Genomic DNA, 18350 nt, shown 5'->3' with positions numbered 1-18350 from the left:
GGCGATCGTCCCGTACGACCCGGACTCGACGAGCGGGGACAGCCAAATCAGCGGACACCCGGTTCCGTTGGGCCCGGAGCGGGTCTGTCAATCGAACGGTGTAACGAGGGTGGTTGGGGTTACTGACGGGCTGCGGAGAGCCGGCCGTCGAAGGTGATGTCGAAGGCGTTCAGGGCAGTTCTCAGCACAGGGTCCAGCGGGTTTGAAATGGGGTCGACGCCGGTCCGCATCCGGGCCGCGTAGGGGTGGCCGTCGACCGTGAAGACGGACGGCACACGGCGGCGGCCGGGTTTCACAGCACCACGGACAGCGCTGCGGTGATTGCGGCCGCGAGCGTCAGCGTGCCGGCGAAGGCAACGGCGGCCCGGGTCAAAGCAGCAGGGTACGAGGCGCCATCAAGACGGGCGAGTTTGCCCGCGCCGACAGCAGTCAGCAGGGCAAGGATAAGGACCAGTGCGGTGACGGGCAGCACGACGAAAAGGCTGGACATGAGCGCAGCTCCCGGAGAACGGAGGGGCATTGACGTGTCCGAAGGTCGCGGAGGAGATGTTCGCCGTGGTTCAGGCGGTGGATGATGAACAATGTCGAACAAGCGGGGCGAAGGGACACGGCGGGTGGGGGACCGAAGTCGAGAGCGCGATGCCGCGCTCGCCGAGATGCGCAGGCGTCTGGCCAATGGCTTGGCGCGCGCTCGCCTGACGAAGGTTCAGCTTGCGGCCCGGACAGGGCTGGGACGCACTACGGTCCAGCAAGCATTCAACGCCAACGCACCAGTGCCCTCGGCCGACACAGTCGCGGCTCTCGCCCTGGCCCTGGATCTGCCGCTAAGGGCTGTCCCGTAAATGATCTCCGGGTCGCCTCGGCCATGGTGATCACGGTGAAGTCCGTCGTCCTATCCGGCGAGCGCGAGGTTGTGCATCCGGGCGATGCCGAGCATCGCGTGGTGGACACCTTCTCCCTTGAGGCGGCAGTGCGGAGGATCTTCCAGGTCTTCGTGCGGGCGATGACGTGCTCGACCCGGGCCCGATCCTGCTTGTGGGAACTGTTGAGCTCTTCTGCCCAGCTGCCATCACGGCCGTGAACCGGGTGCAGTCCTTGGTGTTGCCGCCCGCCACGACGAGAGCGAGCGGACGGCCCCGCCCGTATCCCGCCAGATGGATCTTGCTGGTCAGGCCGCCTCTGGACGCTCTTCGAGTGCCCTTCGCAGGGAGCACGACGTGACCGAGCACACGTCGCAGCCCAGTTCGGATGCATGATCGGAGTGCGGGACAGGGCCGTGAGAACGGATCCGGGATGCGCCTTTGTTGCCGTTCGTGATTCCGTCGAATTCGATCAGGAGCAGGGCGGAGTCGTCCTGCTGGGGTTGTGCCGTGTGGAGCCTGACGTCTTCTCGTAGCCGCTCGACACACGCGTCCACGGGGGCGGTGCGGAGGGTTCCCGAACGCTCGCCCAGCGGGTAGAACCGGCCCTGTGCGTCACGGGCTTCGGTCAGTCCGTCGGTGTGGAAGAGGACGCGGTCGCCTGCTCGGAGCAGGGTGTCGTGACGGCCGGGTTCGCAGTCGGCCAGTGCTGTGAGCCCGAGCGGGAGTCCTGGCTGCGCGGGGTCGGCCCATTGCGGGGTTCCGTCGGCCCGGACCACCAGCGGACTGGGGTGGCCGTAGTTCAGTACCGTCAGATGGCCCCGGGAGGTCAGTTCGGCCAGGACCAGCGTGGCGAAGCGTTCCTCGTCCGGCCGACGGAGCATGGCGCAGGACATGCGCAGCCCGACTGTCGTCAGGTGCGTTTCCGACGGGGCGTTCTCTCGGAAGGCGCCGAGGAGCGCGGTGCTCAGCGCGACGGTGTTCAGGCCCTTGCCCTGGACGTCGCCCATCAGCACCCTCACGCCGTTCCTGATCGGTACCACTTCGCAGAGGTCGCCTCCGATCCTGGCTCCGGCCTCGGCCGACTCGTAGGACGCCGCGAGTCGTACCGGGCCGTGGACGGCGGGCAGGGGCGGGGCGATGGCGTGCTGAGCAGCCTGTGCCACCTGGCGGGTGGCGGTCAGCCTGGCTTCCTGGCGGCGCCGGTGCCTGGCCACCGCGGCGGCGAAGGCGGTGAACAGGAGGATGACGGCGAGGGAGGACAGCCCCCTGCGGGTGGTGAGGATGTTGTCGTTCAGGGCGACCAGTCCGGCGGTCAGGGCGGACACCGCCCCGGTTGTGATCACTGCGCGCGGGGTCCCCCGGACGGTGGACGCGGCGGGCCCGACCGCGTAGGCGGGGAGAAATCCGGCCCCGTCGCCGGTGGCGACATCGATCAGGGCCACCAGCAGGACGGCACTGATACCCCGGAAATCCACGGCGCCGTGGAACGGCGTTGTCAGGTGACGCATCGAAGGCTCCTCAGGACGTGGGGGCGGTGGACCCTCAGGATTCGGTGGCGACGGGACCGCTGCGGGTGCTCTCAGCGTTGCGCCGGGTCTTCGCCCAGCCCGTGCGGCCGCGCACCAGCCGGACGAAGCCGCGCGCGGAGACGATGAAGAGGTGGTAGGCGTACAGCCAGAGCGCGACCCCCCACAGCAGGCCCGTCAGCCGGGAGCGGTCCGGGGCGAACTCGCGCCGGTAGACCGGGCCCCACAGGACGAAGGGCACGATCGAGAGCACGGCCAGGGCGAGCGCGAGCGGCCACGATGCGAGCAGTACTCCGCCACCCACCAGCAGTGCGGCCGTCATGGCGACGGTCAGAAGCAGGGTGGCCAGGTGGGCGATCGGCTGGAAGAAGGTGTAGAGCGACTCCAGGACGCCCCGGGCCCGGTAGTGGCGTGAGCTGATGATCCGTACGGCGTAGCGGACACAGGTGATGTTCCCTTGGGCCCAGCGGGTGCGTTGGGTGAGGAAGCGGCGGGTGTGCGGGAGGGCTTCCTGGGAGACCCAGGTGTCGGCGACGTGTGTGACCTTGCATCCGGCCAGCCGCATGTGCAGACCGAGTTCGTAGTCCTCCAGGAGCGCGTCGTGCTGCCAGGGCCGGCGTTCGGTGTCGGCGATCCGGTCGAGGGCGGTGAGCCGGGTGAACTGGCCGTTGCCGCCGAGGCCGACGGAGCCGGTGCGTCGGCGCAGGAGCTGCATGCCGGTGTTGGGGACGGCGAACTCGATGTCCTGCATGCGGATGAGCAGGCGGGCGTAGGCGTTGGCGAGCCGCCCGCGGTCGGGCAGCGGGCGCGGGTCCTCGACGTTACGCATCCGCACTCCGATCTGCACGCCGCCCGTGTCCGGGTCGCCGAACGCCTCGGGGCCGCTGGCGAAGTCCAGGGCGTCGGACTGCATCCGGCCGTCGGCGTCGACGACGCAAACGATGACCCGGGATCGGTCGGCGTCCTGGGGGAGGTGGTCACCGAGCGCGTCGTAGGCCGCGTTGAGCGCGGCGCCCTTGCCCGTGCGGGCATGGGGGCGCCGGCGGGACACGAGGTGGACGCGCGGGTCGCGCTCGGCGAGGTCTAGGACGATGGAGCCGGTCCGGTCGTCGCTGGCGTCGTCGATCACCCAGACGCTGGACGCCGGAAAACGCGACCGTAGTTGCGTCGTCGTCGCCTTGATGACCGCTTCCTCGTCCCTGCACGGGACGAAGAAGTGCCAGTCGAATGCGTCGGGGTCTCCGGTGGGCGAGGGCTCGCGGCGGGCGTACGAGTGGCGGGCGCCGACCCAGTACAGCAGGAAGCAGCCCAGGAGGAGGAACGGGAACACGAACAGGAAGCAGTGGTCGAGCACAGGGGCCTCCTATGGTCCACATCGTGGGAACGGGCTGGGGCCGCGTGGCTCACGCGGCAGCCGGGAGCCGTGCGGTCTCGGTCGGGTGCGCTGCCCGCGCCGGGGGGAAGCACGGCTGAGCGGCGCGGTCGGAGCGGGCCGCCTCGGTGATCAGGCCGGCGATCCGTTCGGAGGCGTGGCCGTCTCCGAACGGGCTGGGAAGGGAGCCGAGGCGCCGCAGACCGGCCTCGCCCTGCGCGATCCGGCGGTGCACGGCCGTACTGATGCCGAGGCCCGGTGCGACAAGGTCGGCGAACTCGGCCAGGGCCTCGGGGCGTTCGGTGGACCTGCGGACGGCCACCAGCGGGCGTCCGAGAACGGTCGTCTCTTCCTGGACTCCGCCAGAGTCCGAGACGAGTACGGCGGCGTCCCCGGCCAGCGCGAGGAAGGTCGCGTAGTCGACCGGGGGGATACAGGTGATGTCGTCGAGCAGTGGCTCCAGGCCTGCCTCTTCAGTACGTATCCGGGTGCGCGGATGCAGCGGCAGGACCACGGGCAGCTCACGGGCGAGGCCGGCCAGTTCACCGAGCACGACGGCCAGGACGGCGGGATCGTCGGTGTTCTCGGGGCGGTGGATCGTCGCCAGCACGTAGCCGTCCCTGGTGAGGCCGTGCTCGGCCAGGACCGCTTCGCGGGTCTCGGCGCGGGGACGGTGGCGGCGGACGGCTTCCACCACGGTATTGCCGGTGACGGTGATCCTCTCGGCGGGGAGGCCTTCGGCCAGCAGGAGGGACCGGTTGTCCGGAGTGGCGGCGCACAGCACGTCGGCGAGCTGGTCGATCAGCACGCGGTTGTGTTCCTCGGGCATGGACCGGTCGTGGCTGCGCAGTCCGGCCTCGACATGAACCAGCGGGATCGCTCGGGCGTTGGCGGCCAGGGCCCCGGACAGTGCGGCGTTCGTGTCGCCCTGGACGACGACCGCCCGGGGACGATCGGCGGCGAACGACTCGTCGAGTTCCTCGAGAGCGGAGGCGAGCTGCACCGCCCGTGGCCGGCCGCCCACCCCGTGCAGGTATTCGGGGGCGGGCAGCCCGAGACCGGTGAGGACGTCCTGGGAGAGTTCGGCGTCGTAGTGCTGGCCGGTGTGCACGACCCGGGCCGCCGGGCCGAGCAGCCGGATCAGTTCGGCGAGCTTGACCAGCTCGGGACGGGTACCGAGTACGACAGCGGCACTACGCGTGGGCAATGAGGTGATGAGGTGGTTCATACCCAAGAACATTAATGAAAACGAATTTCACAAACAATGCACTAGTGTGCTCGACTTGCGCGTAATACCCCATTAGGGACTTTGGGTCGGGACTTTCGGCGGTCGATTTCCTCGGTATGGGGACCTTTGGCCCTGTTCTCGGCGGCGGAGGGGCCCATAGCGGACAGGCCGCGCACACGCGCCCGCAGGTCGGCGTCCCGGCCCGGCTTCGGGCCGCGCGAAGGCCCTCCTCTTCCACCGCGGGATCGGGGGCGCGCACCGAGAGGCTTCGGCGAGACGGGGCAGCGGGACGGCGTCGCCCTTGATGTACCGGGCGGCGATCGGCCCGAATTCGGCGACGATCGCCCCCAGGTCCTCGACCGCCTTCAGCACCACGACCGGCTCCTCGTCCACCATCTCATCCAAGCGCTCGCGCAAGGTCCGCGGCAGGGCGGCGATGTCGTCCGGCAGCGGGAGAGCGCGCGCGGCGACGTCGTCCATGTGCGCCTCCCAGTCCTCCTCGGGCCCGGAGACGTCGTACGCGTCGCGCCCGACGCGCTCGATCTCCTCCCAGTCGAGGGAGACGGTCCGCTCGCCGCGCCACCCGCACGCGCACCGGCCGCGCATCGCTGTCGCGGTCGGCCGGCGCATGGTGCCGTCGTACACCCACCAGTCGCTCGACTCGTGGAAGTACGCGGTGCTGCCCAGGTCGAAGATGACCGGGCGCGGCTCGGTGCCGTCCGCGAGCAGCACCCCGACCTCGCCCTCGTGCGTCTCGAACCCCTCACGCCGCCAGCCCATCGAACATCCCCTCATCGCAGGTAGAGGCGGCGCCCCTCGGGCCCACCGACTCCACGATGAGACAGCGGAGCGGGCCCCCTCAGCAGAGTCGGCATATTCCATCAGCACATTGGGAGCACGCGAGATGCCGCGCGCGCCCGATTAGACCAGCGCTCGGTCACACGTCGAGGTGGTCGCGGGCGTGGTGGAGCGGTGCTTCAACCGCCTGAAGCAGTGGCGCGGCATCGCCACCCGCTACGACAAGACCGCCCAGTCCTGCGAAGCAGCCCTCGCCCTCGTCTCGCTCCTGATGTGGATGCGACCTTGAAGACAGCGCCTGGAAGACTGCCGGAAATGTCGGGTTCTGGCCTCTCTTCTGGGCCGTGTTGTGGCCGTGATGTTTGCGCCCGGACCGTGCATCCGTGCGCTGGCGGAGCCGCCTTGAAGTGCCTCCTGGTGTGCGGTGAGGTTGGGGCGCTGTAGATCTTCCGCTGGAGAAGGGTTGGACGGCCGTGACGGATTCCGGGAAGCCGATGCCGGGTGAGCTGATGACGCGCGCGTACGTGGCGTCGCTGGCGCGGCAGGCGTACCTGTGGGGCTGGGCGCTGGAGAACGTGCACAACCGCAACGTGCTGTTCGAGCAGGTGCCGGAGCCGGGGTTGGCGGGCGGGGTGATGCCGGTGGCACCGCCCGGGCGGCTGGCGATGCTGCACGACTACATCTCGCCCGACGAGCGGCAGGTCGCCTGCCCCAACCAGGACGTCGTCTACGGCATGGGCCTGGTCACCGTCGCCAGCGGTCCGGCCGTCATCCAGGTCCCCGACTTCGGGGACCGGTTCTGGGTCTACCAGATCGTCGACCAGCGTACCGAGTCCTACGCCCCGCTGGGCAAGATGTACGGCACCGAGCCCGGCCTGTACCTGCTGGCGCCCGCCGGCTGGGACGGGGAGGTGCCCGAGGGCATCGCCGGGGTCTTCCGGTTCGACACGGCCGTCTCGGCGGTCATTCCGCGGGTGTTCATGGACGACACCGACGCCGACCGCGCGGCGATCCAGCCCGTCATCAATCAGATCATGATGTATCCGCTGGCCGAGTGCACCGGGCAGCTGCAGAGCACCGACTGGTCCAAGGCCCCCGTGCTGCCCTCCTCCGGCGGCGACAGCGGCGACAGCGAGACCCACTGGGTCGACCCCGAAACGTTCTTCGACGACCTGCCCGCCCTGCTCGCCGAGGTGCCCGCCCGCCCGGGCGAGGAGGCCCTGTACGACTGGATCGGCTCGCTGACCGACCCGGCCGTCGTCAAGGCCCACGCCCGCCTGCTGCGCGAGGCCGCCGTGGCCGCGGAGGAGGAGCTGATCGGCCCGCTCTTCGAGTTCCGCAACATCGGCGTCCCGGCCGGGCACCACTGGACCACCCAGCACGACGGTGCCCGCTTCGGCACCGACTACCTCTCGCGTACCGCCATGGCCAAGGCCAACATCTTCGTCAACGCGCCCAACGAGACCGCCTACTTCTACCTCGACCTCGACGGATCGGGCGAGCGCCTGGACGGCGACCGCGCCTACACGGTCACCTTCCCCGCCGGCCAGCTCCCGCCGGCCCGGGGCTTCTGGTCGCTGACCCTCTACAACCAGCACCACTTCTTCCATCCCAACGAGCTCGACCGCTACTCGCTGGGCACGAAGAACAAGGACCTGAAGCCCAACGCGGACGGCTCGCTCACCCTGACCGTCCAGGCCGCCCAGCCCGCCGAACCCGACGCGAACTGGCTGCCCGCCCCCGCGGGCGAGGCGTTCTCCCTCTACCTGCGCGCCTACTGGCCCGAGGACGCCATCCTCGACGGCCGCTGGACCCCGCCCCCGGCCATCCCCGCGCAGCAGTAACCGCCCCGCGCACCCCGGCCCGGGCCGGGGTGCGCGGGGCGGCCGGACCCGTCCCCGAACCGATCCGAGGAGAACGTCATGGCTGCACCCGTCGACACCACCGACGCCACCTTTCCCGCCCAGGTCCTGAACGTCCCCGGGCCGGTGATCGTGCACTTCTGGGCCGAGTGGGCCGGCCCGTCCAAAATGATCAAGGGCGACTTCGACGCGCTCGCCACCACCTACGCGGGCCGGCTGACTGTCGCGCGGCACAATGTCGACCAGCAGCCCGCCACCGGGCCCCAGCAGAACCTCACCGCCATCCCCACCCTGATCATCTACAAGAAGGGCGTCGAGGCCGCCCGCAAGGTCGGAGCCCTCAGCAAGGGCCAGCTGACGGAGTTCGTCGAGTCCAACCTGTAGAGCTGACCACGCCCTCGGCGGTGAGCGCTTTGCTGAAGGCCGGGCGTGCGACGCCGCCGTGCGCGTGCCGGTCAACGAAGCCGACGGCAGAAGGGCGGTACGAAGCAGCTGGTCGCCGGCGGCGACCAGCAGCTGTCCGTCTCCGCGGTGGGCGAGGGCAGGGGGCATCCTCCGTAACGTGAATGCCGCTGGGACCGGGCCACCGCGTGGACGGATCTGCGCCGGGCAGTCCAGGAGCGCGGTGGGTCCCGCCGCTCAACCCGGTCGGAGAGTTCTCGGTGGTCACCGCCTGGCTGGACGGCAAGCCGGCCCAGCAACGCGACACGGACAGATGGAGGGCCCGGCAGCCGCTGGGCGGCGGCACCGGCCCGACGCCCCGCACGGCCGCCCCCGTCGACAACGGCAAACGGAATGCGTCCTTTACGACCAGCAACGGCAAGCGCGTCCACGCCAGCGCCGACTCCCACACGGGCGCGTTCTGACGGACGGCGGGAGGGCGGTGCTCCTCCCGCCCTCCCCGGTGCTACACGGCGCGCAGGCGCAGTGCCTTCTTGTCGGGCTTGCCCGCATCGGTGAGGGGCAGGGCGTCGGCGAAGTCGACCCGGTCGGGGACGTACATCTCGCCGCGCCCGTCACGGACCAGAACCCGCAGCTCCTCGGCACTCACCTGCGTGCCGGGGTGCAGGACGACGGTGGCGTGGACACGCTCGTGGCCGCCGTCGCCGCGCACGCCGTAGACGGCGCATTGCCGCACCGCGGGGTGGGTGTGGAGGAAGTCCTCCAGTTCGGTGGTGTACACGTGGCCGCCGACGACGGCGATCATGTCCTTGATCCGGTCCACGACGGTGAGGTAGCCGCTCCCGTCGAGTCGGCCGAGGTCGCCGGTGTGCACCCAGCCCTCGCGCAGGACCTCGGCGGTCAGCTCGGGATTCTTCCAATAGCCCTCCATCACCCCCTCGGCCCGCACACAGATCTCCCCCACCCGCCCCTCAGGCAGGACGGTGCCGTCCTGGTCTCGGATCTCCACCTCGACGCCGGGCACCACGCGGCCCGCGGTGCGCAGTACGTCGAGGCGGTCCGGGGCGTGCTCGTCGGCGGGCAGGACACTGACCGCTCCCGCCTCGAACTGGCCGTAGCCCTGCTGGAGTACCGGCCCGAAGCGCCGGACGGCCTCGGCGATGCGCACCGGGGAGGAGGGGGTGCCGCCGTAGGTGACCTGCCGCAGGCTGGAGGTGTCGGTGTACGCGGAGTCGGGGTGGTCGAGTACCTGGTAGAGCAGCGGCGGCAGCAGGAACATGTGGGTGATCCGCTCACGGGCGACGGTGGCCAGCACCTCGGCCGGATCGAAGCCGTAGTGCAGGACGACGGTGCCGCCCTCGGCCAGGGTCGCGTCGGCGAGGAACCCGCCCGCGTGGGACAGCGGGGTGCACATCAGGTCGCGCCGCTCCCCGCCGCCGACCAGGGCTGCCACCAGGCGCAGGTCCTGCATGCGGGCGAAGGTGCTGCGGATTCCCTTGGGGTGGCCGGTGGTGCCGCCGGAGTGCCGGATGAAGCACAGGTCCTGCGGTCGGGCGGCGCTGGGCAGCGGTGACGGGTCCTGGGTGCCGGCGAGTGCGAGCAGGTCCTCGCCCAGCGTGTCGTCTCCGCCGAGTACCAGAACCTGCTTGACGGGCACCATGACCGACAGCTGCGCGGCGCGCTCGGCCAGGCGCGGGTCGACGACGAACGCGTACGTCTCGACGTCCGCCATCATCGCGGCCTGCACGTCGGCACCCAGCCGCATGTAGAGGTGGTTGAAGTGCGCCCCCAGCAGATTCACCGCGTACCGCACCGCCAGCGTCTCCGGCACGTTCCCGCACAGCAGGGTCACCGTACGACCCCGCTCCACGCCGCGCCCGCGCAGCGCCCGGGCCAGCCGGTACACCAGCGAGCGGAACTCGTCAGCGTCCAGGCGACGGCCGTCCCCGACCACCACCTCCCGCCCGGGGAGCGCAGACAGGCCGTCGAGGACCGTTTCCACGTAGTTGCGAAACGGAGGTTCGTCCTCGGTGGTGGCGCACGTGCTCGTCATTCCCGGACTCCTCACGACGGGACGGGACCCGGCACGGCGGCCCGCGCCGGGAAGGCCGACCTGTGGAAGGAGGCCCGCGCCATGATCACTCGCCGCCTCACGAGCCCGGCAGGGCGCACGCGCGGAGCGCGAGAAGCACGGCCGGGCGAAACCCCGCCTCCCACTCCCGCGGCGGGCGAGCCGACACCGAGGGCACCGGCTGCCGTGGCGACGGCCCCGGTCGGCAGCCGGTGCCGTCACCCTCGACGCCGCCGGGCAGCACCTGAGCGGCGGCAGCATCTACACGCTCCCGCCTGTGTCGCGGCTCCGCCCATCGGGCGACGACAGGAATGTGAAGACACCGCCTAAGGGCTGTCCCGCAACTGTCGGGAGGGGTAAGCGTCGGGCTGGTCTGCTGCTGCGGCCCAGCGACGGATGTGTGGGTCGGGATGGATGCGGGCGGATGCGAGTGTGCTTTCAAGTAGTTCGTGCAGGGGTGGCGGGTATGCCGCGCGGGAGGTAGGCAGGCCCAGCAGGACACGGTGGCGCATCTGCAGGTCGGTGGCTTCGGCGAACGCCCGCAGGGATGCCTCCAGCCAAGCGGCCTTGATGTCCTGTGACTCGTCCAGAGCGGGATCACGTACCCCGCCGGGTCCGTACGCTGGAGTCCGATCTGCACGCAAGGGCACATGGGCGCTGTACCAGGCCCGCACGGCACCAGCCCGCTCGGCGTCCGTGCCGATCCGCAGGTAGTCGACCAATGCCGCCATCACACGGCGGCGTCCGAATGCGTAGACCGCCGGCTCAACAAACCAGCGGCAGAAACTGGGATCCGGGTCGTACACGGCTGCCGCCATCAGCGGGGCGAACCACTCCTCGGGCAGACTCGCACGTTCGAGCAGGGGCTTACGCACCGCATGGGCAAGGTGGCGGGCATGCCGGTCCTTCGGCTCCATGCTGACGTCTCCGATGCCCAGCAGCCGGGCCACCTCTGTCACGCATGTCAGGAATGAACGCGGTTCTATGCCGCTCTGCTCGTCTTCGGTCACGGCAGCATTCTGGACCGGCCGTATCTGCAGGCACAGGCCCGATGGCCGCTGGCGCTTGGGCGGAAGAGCACTCGCTCGACCTCCCGCGGGTGGAACGATCACGGTGTGGCTGGTGTGATCACGGCGTCGGAGCCGTCCTGGATAGCCCCGTTCTCCGGGCTGAGCCCTCGCGCCTTCGGGAAGTTTGTGACTGTGCTTCGACGTGAGGGTGCGGATGTGGTCCGCAGGGGCCGGCCGTGGAGCCTTCCACTGGAGGACCGGGCCCTGTTGGTGGCAGCGTACTGGCGCACGAACCTGACCATGCGCCAGCTCGCCCCGTTGTTCGGGGTCTCCAAGTCTGCCGCGGACCGGATCATCGACCACCTCGGGCCGATGCTCGCGCTGCAGCCCCGTCAGCGTTTCGCCAAGAACACGGTGCTCATCGTGGACGGGACCTTGGTCCCCACCCGGGACCACAGCATTGCCGAGCGGTCGAAGAACTACCGGTACTCCACCAACCACCAGGTCGTCATCGACGCCGACACTAGGCGCGTCGTCGTGGTCGGCCGACCGCTCGCCGGGAACCGCAACGACTGCAGGGCCTGGGAGGAATCCGGCGCCAAGGCCGCTGTCGGCAAGACCCTCGTGATCGCCGACGGCGGCTACCCGGGCACCGGCCTCGTCATCCCACACCGTCGCGAGCGCGGTCAGATCGAACTGCCGGGCTGGAAAGAAGAGCACAACAGGTCCCACAAGCAGGTTCGGGCCCGGGTCGAGCACGTCTTCGCCCGCATGAAGACCTGGAAGATCCTCCGCGACTGCCGCCTCAAGGGAGACGGTGTCCACCACGCGATGCTCGGCATCGCTCGGATGCACAACCTCGCTCTCGCCGGATAGACCAACCGGCTTCACCGTGATCAACCATGGCCGAGGCGACCCGGAGATCATTTACGGGACAGCCCTTAGCCGTAGATGCTGGGGACGCCGACGCCCTGTGGGTCCTGGTCCTCTTGCAGGAACGGTCGGGCAACCACCTGAGCGCAGAGGAACTGGCACGACAAAGTGCCGCAGCCGGCCGCCCCCAAACCTTGCGCAACTTGGCGGTGTTGAGGGCGAAAGCGGGGGACGTCGCAAGCGCCGAGATCCTTTTCCGCCAGGCTGCCGACGCCGGATACCCCTACGCCCTGCGTGATCTTGCGCGGTGGCTGGACGAGACCGGGGACCGAGCTGGTGCAGAGGCCGTCTCTCGGCGGGCCACCGAAGTCGTTGGCTCACCTGACGGTCTGCGTGCCCTGGCTCGATGGCGAGAGTGGAACGGCGACGAGAAGCGTGCTGTGTCGATGTACCGCAAGGCCGCAGAAGCCGGTGACAGCTACGCCTTGATGGACCATGCGGCATTGTGCGAGAAGGCGGGCCGGCACAGCGAAGCCGCTGAGCTGTACCGTGCGGCAGCCGACGCCGGGAGTGCCGAGGCTCTGCGCGTCCTCATTTCGCGCCAGGAAGCACAGGGGAACTCGCAGGACGTGGAAGCGCTCTACCGCGAGGTAGCAGACACCGGCCGCTCATGGCTCTTCCGCCTGGAGCTCGAGGCGCGGTGGCCCCATGGACTGGACGCGGATGGGATCCCCAGCGAATCCTGGAAGTGACTGCGTCCCCGGCACGTACCGGGGGCGAGCAGGGTGATCTCGCTAGGGGTGAAGACGCGGAGTGGCGGGCTTTTGGGCTTCTGTTGACTCCAAGAATCAAGAACGGCTTTTGGCCCAAGAACCACACGGACTATACGCCGATGCCTGGGGCGTGGCCAGACATTCACATGACGCCCGCGCAGGGGGTCCAGGCCCATCTTGACCTGCAGGGAGGTGCTCCGGCCGGTGTGATGCTGCCGATTCACTGGGGGACCTTCAACCTGGCGCCGCATCCGTGGGCGGAGCCGGGGGAGTGGACGAAGGACGCGGCTGAGGAGGCGGGGCAGGCGGTGGCGTTCCCCTGTCCCGGTGAGCCGTTCGAGCCGGCGGGGAAGCTGCCGGCGGATGCTTGGTGGCGTGGGGTGTCTCAGCCGATCGCTCGTCCGTGGCGCCGGCCGAAGCCGGAGCGGGCTCCTGTCGATGCGTCCGAGCGGGATCTCGACCTTGCGGGTGATCGGTGACGTCGGGTGAGGATGAGCTGGGCAGGGTCGTGGCCCTGCTGGCTCGCCTCTCGGCCGAGGAGCGTGATCGTGTGGTGCGCGCTCTGGACGGCCCGTCTCGGCGGGAGCCTTCGGTGTGCGCGCCGCGGTTCGTGCTCTTGCCGACCGGGACGGGTTCGTCCTCGGTTGTTGTCCGAACGCGCGTCGTGGCTGCCTGAGACGTCATTGCATTTGGCAGGGTCGGTCAGCGGCGGACTCTGGTGGGGATCGCTGAACGGCTGGTGCTGCACGTGGCAGCAGTTGCCGTCCGCGTCGTTCGGGTCCTCGGGAGTGCCAGCCCGCCGGCGCTTCTCCGAGGGGACGAAGGCCAGAGGGGGGCCAATCTCTACCGCCTGGTCCTCGACGAGCTCAGGGCCCGAGGCGAGGTGGACTGGTCCCGCTGCGCGATCGACTCGGTGAACACGCGGGCCGTGAAAAGAGGGACCTGACAGGTCCGAATCCTGTGGACCGGGGCAAGTACGGCTCGAAGATTCACTTGATTACCGAGCGGACGGGTCTGCCCATCTCTCTGTCGCGATCTCGGCGGCGAACCTGCACGACAATCAGGTCCTGAAGCCGGTGGAACTCGCACAGGGCGAGTCCCAGGTTGGGGACCTGGACCTTGAGGGCGAGCGGTGGCGGCGGACGAGGAACTGGAGTAGGTCGCTCGCCTCTGGGGCAGTCTGATCTGATCTCCTAGGAACGCGAGCGAGCAGTTCTGGCCATAGGCGGTCCACCACGCGATGAGCCACGGGAGCGTCCTCAGAAGCCTGAGCTGCAGCCTCCGCGAAAGGATCTTCTTCGGTCGTCGTGCGCACGACGACCGACGTGGCAGGAGATCATGCTGCATGCCCCCGCTGTCACCCGATCAGGCAACGGTTCAGCCTGGCTGGGTGGGCTTGCTATGACGTAACGTCAGAAAGCTTTGCTTCCAGTGTCATTGTGTAGCTAGCATGCTTGAACCCTACTGCTGACGAGAGGTGGCGCCGGTTGGCCAGGCATCATCTGCGCTTCGCGCCTCAGATCCTCACACGTCTCGGAGAAGAGCTTGTTCCGCATCCGGACATGGGGATCATGGAGTTGGTGCGTAACGCGTACGACGCCGACGCCACCGAGTGCGGCATCGAGTTGGTCAACCCTGCGCGCCCTGGCGGCTCGATCATTGTTTCGGACGACGGTCACGGTATGACCGATGCCGAGCTCACCTCAGACTTCCTGCTGATCGGCAGTTCCAGGAAACCGTCGTTGCCGTTCACCAGGAGCGGTCGAAGGCGGGTCGGCGAGAAGGGACTCGGGCGTCTTGCGGCGCTGCGCCTGGGCCGGCGCGTGAAGGTCACGACACGATCCAAGGCTACTCCTGGGGTGCAGTACACCCTGGCGATCGACTGGGACGAACTCGACTCCGCTCACGCGGTGGAGGACGTAGCGCTCGAACTGCGCGACGTCCCGCCTCACGCCCGCGTGGGAACTCGTATCGAGATACATGATCTCCGGCAGGGGCTGAGCGTCGCTGATGTCGAGCGACTGACGCGCTCGCTCACACTGCTCACGGGCCCGTTTCAGACAGAGTCGACCTTCAAGATTCTCTGGAACCAAACGGCGTTCGGATACGAGGACCTCACCTCGGCCGTGACGGATGAACATCTGCAGTGGGCCGAGTTTCACCTGTCGGGGCGGCTCGGTGCGGATGGCAGCCAGTCGGCGGAACTCCGGGACCACCAGGGGCATCTGATCGGCACCGCAACGGCGGTCGACCTTCGGTCCGTGGCCGCAGGAGGTCGACGCCGAGCCACCGCCGACGACGGCCAGCGCCTTTTCAGCAGTTCCCCTGCGGCCAAGTTCGACCTTTGGATGTTCAACCTTAACCCGAGGCATTCGGTCGCCCTGCGTGACTCGATTCAGCCGACATCGGAGATCAAGAGCTGGCTCGCAGACGTCGGCGGTGTGCACCTGTATCACCACGGACTGCGAGTCCAGCCCTACGGCGACCCTGACGACGACTGGTTGAGCATCAACGTCCGCCGTGCTGTGCTCTCCGAATTCCGGCCCTACACGAATAACTCCGTAGGGGCTCTGGTCGTCAACGACCCGGAGGATCGCCTCCAGCCGAAGACGGACCGTAGCGGTTTCGTCCAGAACGCGGCCTTCGGTGAGCTACGTGAGTTCGCCCGGTCCGCGATCGAGTGGGCGTCACAGCGCCGTCGCCAGATTCGCGAGGCCGAACGGCAGGAACAACGCAAGCGAGCGAAGGCGCAAACTGCCGACGCCGAGGCCGAATTCACTAAGGCCAAGAAGGATCTTGAAAAGCAACTCGAGGACAACCAGGGCCGTCTGGACGGCAACTTCGACCGTGCGTCGGTTCAGCGCATCCTGACCACCTCACAGCTCCTCGCGGACCAGCGTCTGCGAGAGATCAAGGATCTCCACTCCGAGCTGCTCCTCTACCGGGCCCTCGCCACCGTGGGAACGAGTACCGCCGTGTTCGCCCATGAGGCGCAGCAGCCCGCTGATCGCATCCTCCAGGAAGTGCGCACAGTCGACCGGAGGGTGCGTCGGGACCTCGATCCGGCAACCGTCGACGACCGCTACAAACCGTCTCTGAGTGCCATCGCGGATGGGGCTCGCACCTTGCAGATCTTCGCGAAGCTCCCCCTGGAACTCCTTGTCCGCAAGAAGCGCGATCTGACATACGTGGACATCGACGAAGTGTGTCTGGCCACATTGCGGCTGTTCCACAACTTCCTAAGTGACCGCGGAATTCACGTCACCCAGGATCTCGACTGTCAGAACCTTCGCGTACGAACCTATGAGGCTGCGGTCGAATCCATCGTCTCTAATCTGCTCGTCAACTCCATCCACGCGCTAACGCGTACGCACGGCGGTTCTGAGCGCAGGATCCATCTCGCGACGTGCTCCTTCGTCGACAAGGACACCGAGTGGATTCGCCTCATCGTGGATGACTCGGGCCCAGGGATCCAGGATGCCTCAACCGAAGAGATCTGGGTTCCCGGATTCACGACGCGAGACGGCGGGACAGGCTTGGGTCTGACCATCGTCCGTGACACGGTCGGTGACATGCTGGGGCGTCAGAAAGCCTTCAAAAAAGGCCCTTTGGGAGGAGCTCGTCTCCTGATCGAGTTCCCTGCCTCGACTTCAGCCCCCGCCGCCGGGAGCGCGAGCGAAGACCGTGAGGAGTGACAATGGCTTTGCACCTTGAGGGTGTGCACAGGGTCGGTATCGTGGACGATGTGCAGGCCGACGCGGAAGCCCTTGGTCGGCTCTTCGAAGACTTCGACATGCAGGCTCTGATCATGCCCCGGCCGCAGCCCCGCGCCACAGCGGAGGAGTATCTGTCGACGCTGCCCTCTCTAGACGTGCTCGTCTGCGACCACCAGCTGAGCAACAGCTGGCCGATCGCGTTCACGGGAGCGGAGCTCGCTGCCCGCGCCAACAGCCGCCCTCACAAGCTTCCGGCGATCGTCATGAGTTCGCATGTAGGTACCCACGAGGCATCCTCGATCCACCGTTGGCGGGCCGACATCCCCGCGGTGGTCCCCAAGCACGCCGACGAAGAAGCAGTCCTTGGCGCCGTCCGATACGCCTTCGAAGAGGCGGCCGGCAAGTGGTCACGAGAGCGGAGCCGGTTCCGCACCCCGGTAGAGGTCCTCGCCGTGCACCCCGCAGGCGAAACGCCGTACGCCGAGGTGCTGGTCAGCGGCTGGAGCCTGACGCAGGTGGCGCACCTGCCACTCCTGCGCTTCGAGGAGGACACCGGGATGCCGGCCGATGCTCTGCTGCCAGGAACCTGGTTGCGGGCCGAGGTCAACTGCTACGCCCCTCGGGCTGAGGACCTCTGCTTCGCACACATCTCCCTGGCCCCCCAACTGTCCGAGGAAGTCCGCACCCTGTGACCGTTCCTTCTATCCCCCGTCAGAGCGCATCTCCCGAGGACGATCTTGCGGTCACGATCCTGGATGTTGGTCATGGCAACTCCGCCATCGTACGAGACGGGAAACGGTGCGCGGTTGTCGACGCCGCGGACGAGACCACACACGCCGAACTCGAACGACTAGGCTGCACGGACCTTGAGGAAGTCATCGTCTCGCATGTCGACAACGATCACATCGCGGGAATGAACAGGCTCCTCCTGGACCCGCGATGGTCGCTCGGCCGCGTCCGGGTCAACGCTGACGCGTCCAAGGACACGCGGGCGTGGCGGCACCTGCAGGAAACCCTGCAGCTCGTGGCAGACGACAAGCGCATCACGGGCATCCTGCCGGTCTCCACGGATACGGGCCTGCCCATCCGCGTGGGCCGGGCGGAGCTCGAAGTGTGCCATCCTCGGTCGCTGATGGCGCTCTCGGGTCCGCGCACGCGCGATGCCCGGTTCGGCACGGTAACGAGCAACACCATGTCCGCCGTCATCCGCATCCATCTCGACGGCGCTGCGGCCGTACTCCTTGCCAGCGACATCGACGGCATCGGCTTACGGGACATCTTGGATCGCCGGAGTCAGCAACTCTGCGCAAATGTTCTTGTCTTCCCGCATCATGGCGGCCTACCCGGAGCTATGAATCCGGTGGAGTTCGCCCGCTCGCTCACGTCCGCGGTTGACCCGCGCGTGGTGATCTTCTCGATGGGGACAAGCGGCCGAACAGCCAATCCGCGACCTGAAATCATCGAAGGAGTACGGGCTGCGGCCCCCAACGCGCACATCGCCTGCACGCAACTGTCGGCCCACTGCCACGGGGCAGGCTCTCCGCCGCCATCCGAGGGGCACCTCTCCAAGGCCATGGCCCGTGGCCGCTCTGCGAGTCGATGCTGCGCGGGCAGCATCGTGATCACCCGCACCGAGAGCGGCTTCGAGTATGCGCCGCCGCTGTCTCGTCATGGCGATTTCGTGCTCGCATTGGTGCCAGGGACGGGGACAGGAACATTGCCGTTGTGCCGCGCGGGGGCGCCGCCAATGCTGAATCCTCCGACAGGAAACAGCGTCAGATGACAGCAGGTGGAAGAAGTCAGCTGTATCTCGGCCCACACTGTCTTGGTGGAACGGAGTGGAGTCCAACCACACC

The 18350-nt window shown here is 68.3% G+C and carries 18 protein-coding genes and 4 pseudogenes; 12 read left to right on the top strand and 10 right to left on the bottom strand.

Annotation, left to right across the window (positions count from 1 at the left end):
- Positions 1 to 119: 119 nt before the first annotated feature.
- Together ACY0MR_RS05680 and ACY0MR_RS05675 are read right to left on the bottom strand one after the other, a co-directional pair.
- Positions 120 to 296 carry a hypothetical protein gene (locus tag ACY0MR_RS05680; RefSeq protein ID WP_473562011.1) on the bottom strand — a complete coding sequence of 59 codons (177 nt, stop codon included), beginning with the start codon at positions 294 to 296 and terminating at the stop codon, positions 120 to 122.
- Entirely contained in the window at positions 293 to 490 is a 198-nt protein-coding gene (locus ACY0MR_RS05675; protein ID WP_473559567.1) for a hypothetical protein, read from the bottom strand. Before ACY0MR_RS05675 ends, ACY0MR_RS05680 begins: the two co-directional genes overlap by 4 nt.
- A 91-nt stretch (positions 491 to 581) precedes the next feature.
- Here ACY0MR_RS05675 and ACY0MR_RS05670 point away from each other — a divergent pair, with 91 nt between their 5' ends.
- Positions 582 to 842, top strand: a complete 261-nt coding sequence (locus tag ACY0MR_RS05670) for a helix-turn-helix domain-containing protein (RefSeq protein WP_473559565.1) — start codon at positions 582 to 584, stop codon at positions 840 to 842.
- Positions 843 to 892: 50 nt separating this feature from the next.
- Here the strand turns inward: ACY0MR_RS05670 and ACY0MR_RS05665 are convergent.
- The 6 genes and pseudogenes from ACY0MR_RS05665 to ACY0MR_RS05640 form a co-directional block, all read right to left on the bottom strand.
- Positions 893 to 1113: pseudogene (locus ACY0MR_RS05665) on the bottom strand (transposase); the annotation flags it as partial.
- Positions 1068 to 1184: pseudogene (locus tag ACY0MR_RS05660) on the bottom strand (IS5/IS1182 family transposase); the annotation flags it as partial. The pseudogenes ACY0MR_RS05665 and ACY0MR_RS05660, both read right to left, overlap by 46 nt.
- A complete protein-coding gene (locus ACY0MR_RS05655; RefSeq protein ID WP_473559563.1) occupies positions 1169 to 2371 on the bottom strand; it encodes a PP2C family protein-serine/threonine phosphatase in 1203 nt (400 codons plus the stop codon). The pseudogene ACY0MR_RS05660 and the gene ACY0MR_RS05655, both read right to left, overlap by 16 nt.
- A gap of 34 nt (positions 2372 to 2405) precedes the next feature.
- The gene (locus tag ACY0MR_RS05650) at positions 2406 to 3743 is read right to left on the bottom strand and encodes a glycosyltransferase family 2 protein (RefSeq protein ID WP_473559561.1); all 1338 of its coding nucleotides are present in this window, start codon (positions 3741 to 3743) and stop codon (positions 2406 to 2408) included.
- Between the two features lie 49 nt (positions 3744 to 3792).
- The gene (wecB, locus tag ACY0MR_RS05645) at positions 3793 to 4989 is read right to left on the bottom strand and encodes a non-hydrolyzing UDP-N-acetylglucosamine 2-epimerase (protein WP_473559559.1); all 1197 of its coding nucleotides are present in this window, start codon (positions 4987 to 4989) and stop codon (positions 3793 to 3795) included.
- A gap of 72 nt (positions 4990 to 5061) precedes the next feature.
- The gene (locus ACY0MR_RS05640) at positions 5062 to 5769 is read right to left on the bottom strand and encodes a hypothetical protein (RefSeq protein WP_473559557.1); all 708 of its coding nucleotides are present in this window, start codon (positions 5767 to 5769) and stop codon (positions 5062 to 5064) included.
- A gap of 169 nt (positions 5770 to 5938) precedes the next feature.
- Between ACY0MR_RS05640 and ACY0MR_RS05635 the strand changes: the two genes are divergently transcribed.
- From ACY0MR_RS05635 to ACY0MR_RS05620, 4 genes are all read left to right on the top strand, one after another.
- On the top strand, positions 5939 to 6076 hold the full coding sequence (locus tag ACY0MR_RS05635) for a transposase (protein WP_473559555.1): 138 nt from the start codon (positions 5939 to 5941) through the stop codon (positions 6074 to 6076).
- A 184-nt stretch (positions 6077 to 6260) separates the two neighbouring features.
- Positions 6261 to 7631, top strand: coding sequence for a DUF1214 domain-containing protein (locus ACY0MR_RS05630; RefSeq protein WP_473559553.1), 1371 nt, complete (start codon positions 6261 to 6263; stop codon positions 7629 to 7631).
- A gap of 78 nt (positions 7632 to 7709) precedes the next feature.
- Positions 7710 to 8033, top strand: coding sequence for a thioredoxin family protein (locus ACY0MR_RS05625; RefSeq protein WP_473559551.1), 324 nt, complete (start codon positions 7710 to 7712; stop codon positions 8031 to 8033).
- Between the two features lie 206 nt (positions 8034 to 8239).
- Positions 8240 to 8515, top strand: a complete 276-nt coding sequence (locus ACY0MR_RS05620) for a hypothetical protein (RefSeq protein ID WP_473559549.1) — start codon at positions 8240 to 8242, stop codon at positions 8513 to 8515.
- A gap of 41 nt (positions 8516 to 8556) precedes the next feature.
- Here the strand turns inward: ACY0MR_RS05620 and ACY0MR_RS05615 are convergent, their stop codons facing one another.
- Entirely contained in the window at positions 8557 to 10104 is a 1548-nt protein-coding gene (locus ACY0MR_RS05615) for an AMP-binding protein (RefSeq protein WP_473559548.1), read from the bottom strand.
- Between the two features lie 344 nt (positions 10105 to 10448).
- Complete coding sequence (locus ACY0MR_RS05610) at positions 10449 to 11132, bottom strand: hypothetical protein (RefSeq protein ID WP_473559546.1); 684 nt, start codon at positions 11130 to 11132, stop codon at positions 10449 to 10451.
- A 105-nt stretch (positions 11133 to 11237) separates the two neighbouring features.
- Between ACY0MR_RS05610 and ACY0MR_RS05605 the strand changes: the two genes are divergently transcribed.
- The 7 genes and pseudogenes from ACY0MR_RS05605 (at position 11238) to ACY0MR_RS05575 (ending at position 18277) form a co-directional block, all read left to right on the top strand.
- Positions 11238 to 12008: a transposase gene (locus tag ACY0MR_RS05605; RefSeq protein WP_473559544.1), complete on the top strand. Its 771-nt coding sequence runs from the start codon at positions 11238 to 11240 to the stop codon at positions 12006 to 12008.
- Positions 12009 to 12034: 26 nt separating this feature from the next.
- Complete coding sequence (locus ACY0MR_RS05600; RefSeq protein WP_473559542.1) at positions 12035 to 12757, top strand: tetratricopeptide repeat protein; 723 nt, start codon at positions 12035 to 12037, stop codon at positions 12755 to 12757.
- A 152-nt stretch (positions 12758 to 12909) separates the two neighbouring features.
- A pseudogene (locus ACY0MR_RS05595) lies at positions 12910 to 13257 on the top strand (MBL fold metallo-hydrolase); the annotation flags it as partial.
- A gap of 264 nt (positions 13258 to 13521) precedes the next feature.
- Positions 13522 to 13848, top strand: a pseudogene (locus ACY0MR_RS05590) (transposase family protein); the annotation flags it as partial.
- A 417-nt stretch (positions 13849 to 14265) separates the two neighbouring features.
- On the top strand, positions 14266 to 16473 hold the full coding sequence (locus tag ACY0MR_RS05585) for an ATP-binding protein (RefSeq protein WP_473559540.1): 2208 nt from the start codon (positions 14266 to 14268) through the stop codon (positions 16471 to 16473).
- Between the two features lie 41 nt (positions 16474 to 16514).
- A complete protein-coding gene (locus ACY0MR_RS05580; protein ID WP_473559538.1) occupies positions 16515 to 17186 on the top strand; it encodes a response regulator in 672 nt (223 codons plus the stop codon).
- Positions 17183 to 18277 carry a ComEC/Rec2 family competence protein gene (locus ACY0MR_RS05575; RefSeq protein ID WP_473559536.1) on the top strand — a complete coding sequence of 365 codons (1095 nt, stop codon included), beginning with the start codon at positions 17183 to 17185 and terminating at the stop codon, positions 18275 to 18277. The genes ACY0MR_RS05580 and ACY0MR_RS05575 overlap by 4 nt, the downstream gene beginning before the upstream one ends.
- The last annotated feature ends 73 nt before the right edge of the window (positions 18278 to 18350 follow it).

It is taken from the genome of Streptomyces sp. JN8 (assembly GCF_055808075.1).
The sequence above is the reverse complement of the archived record's forward strand: the minus strand, read 5'-3'. Positions and strand labels throughout refer to the sequence as shown.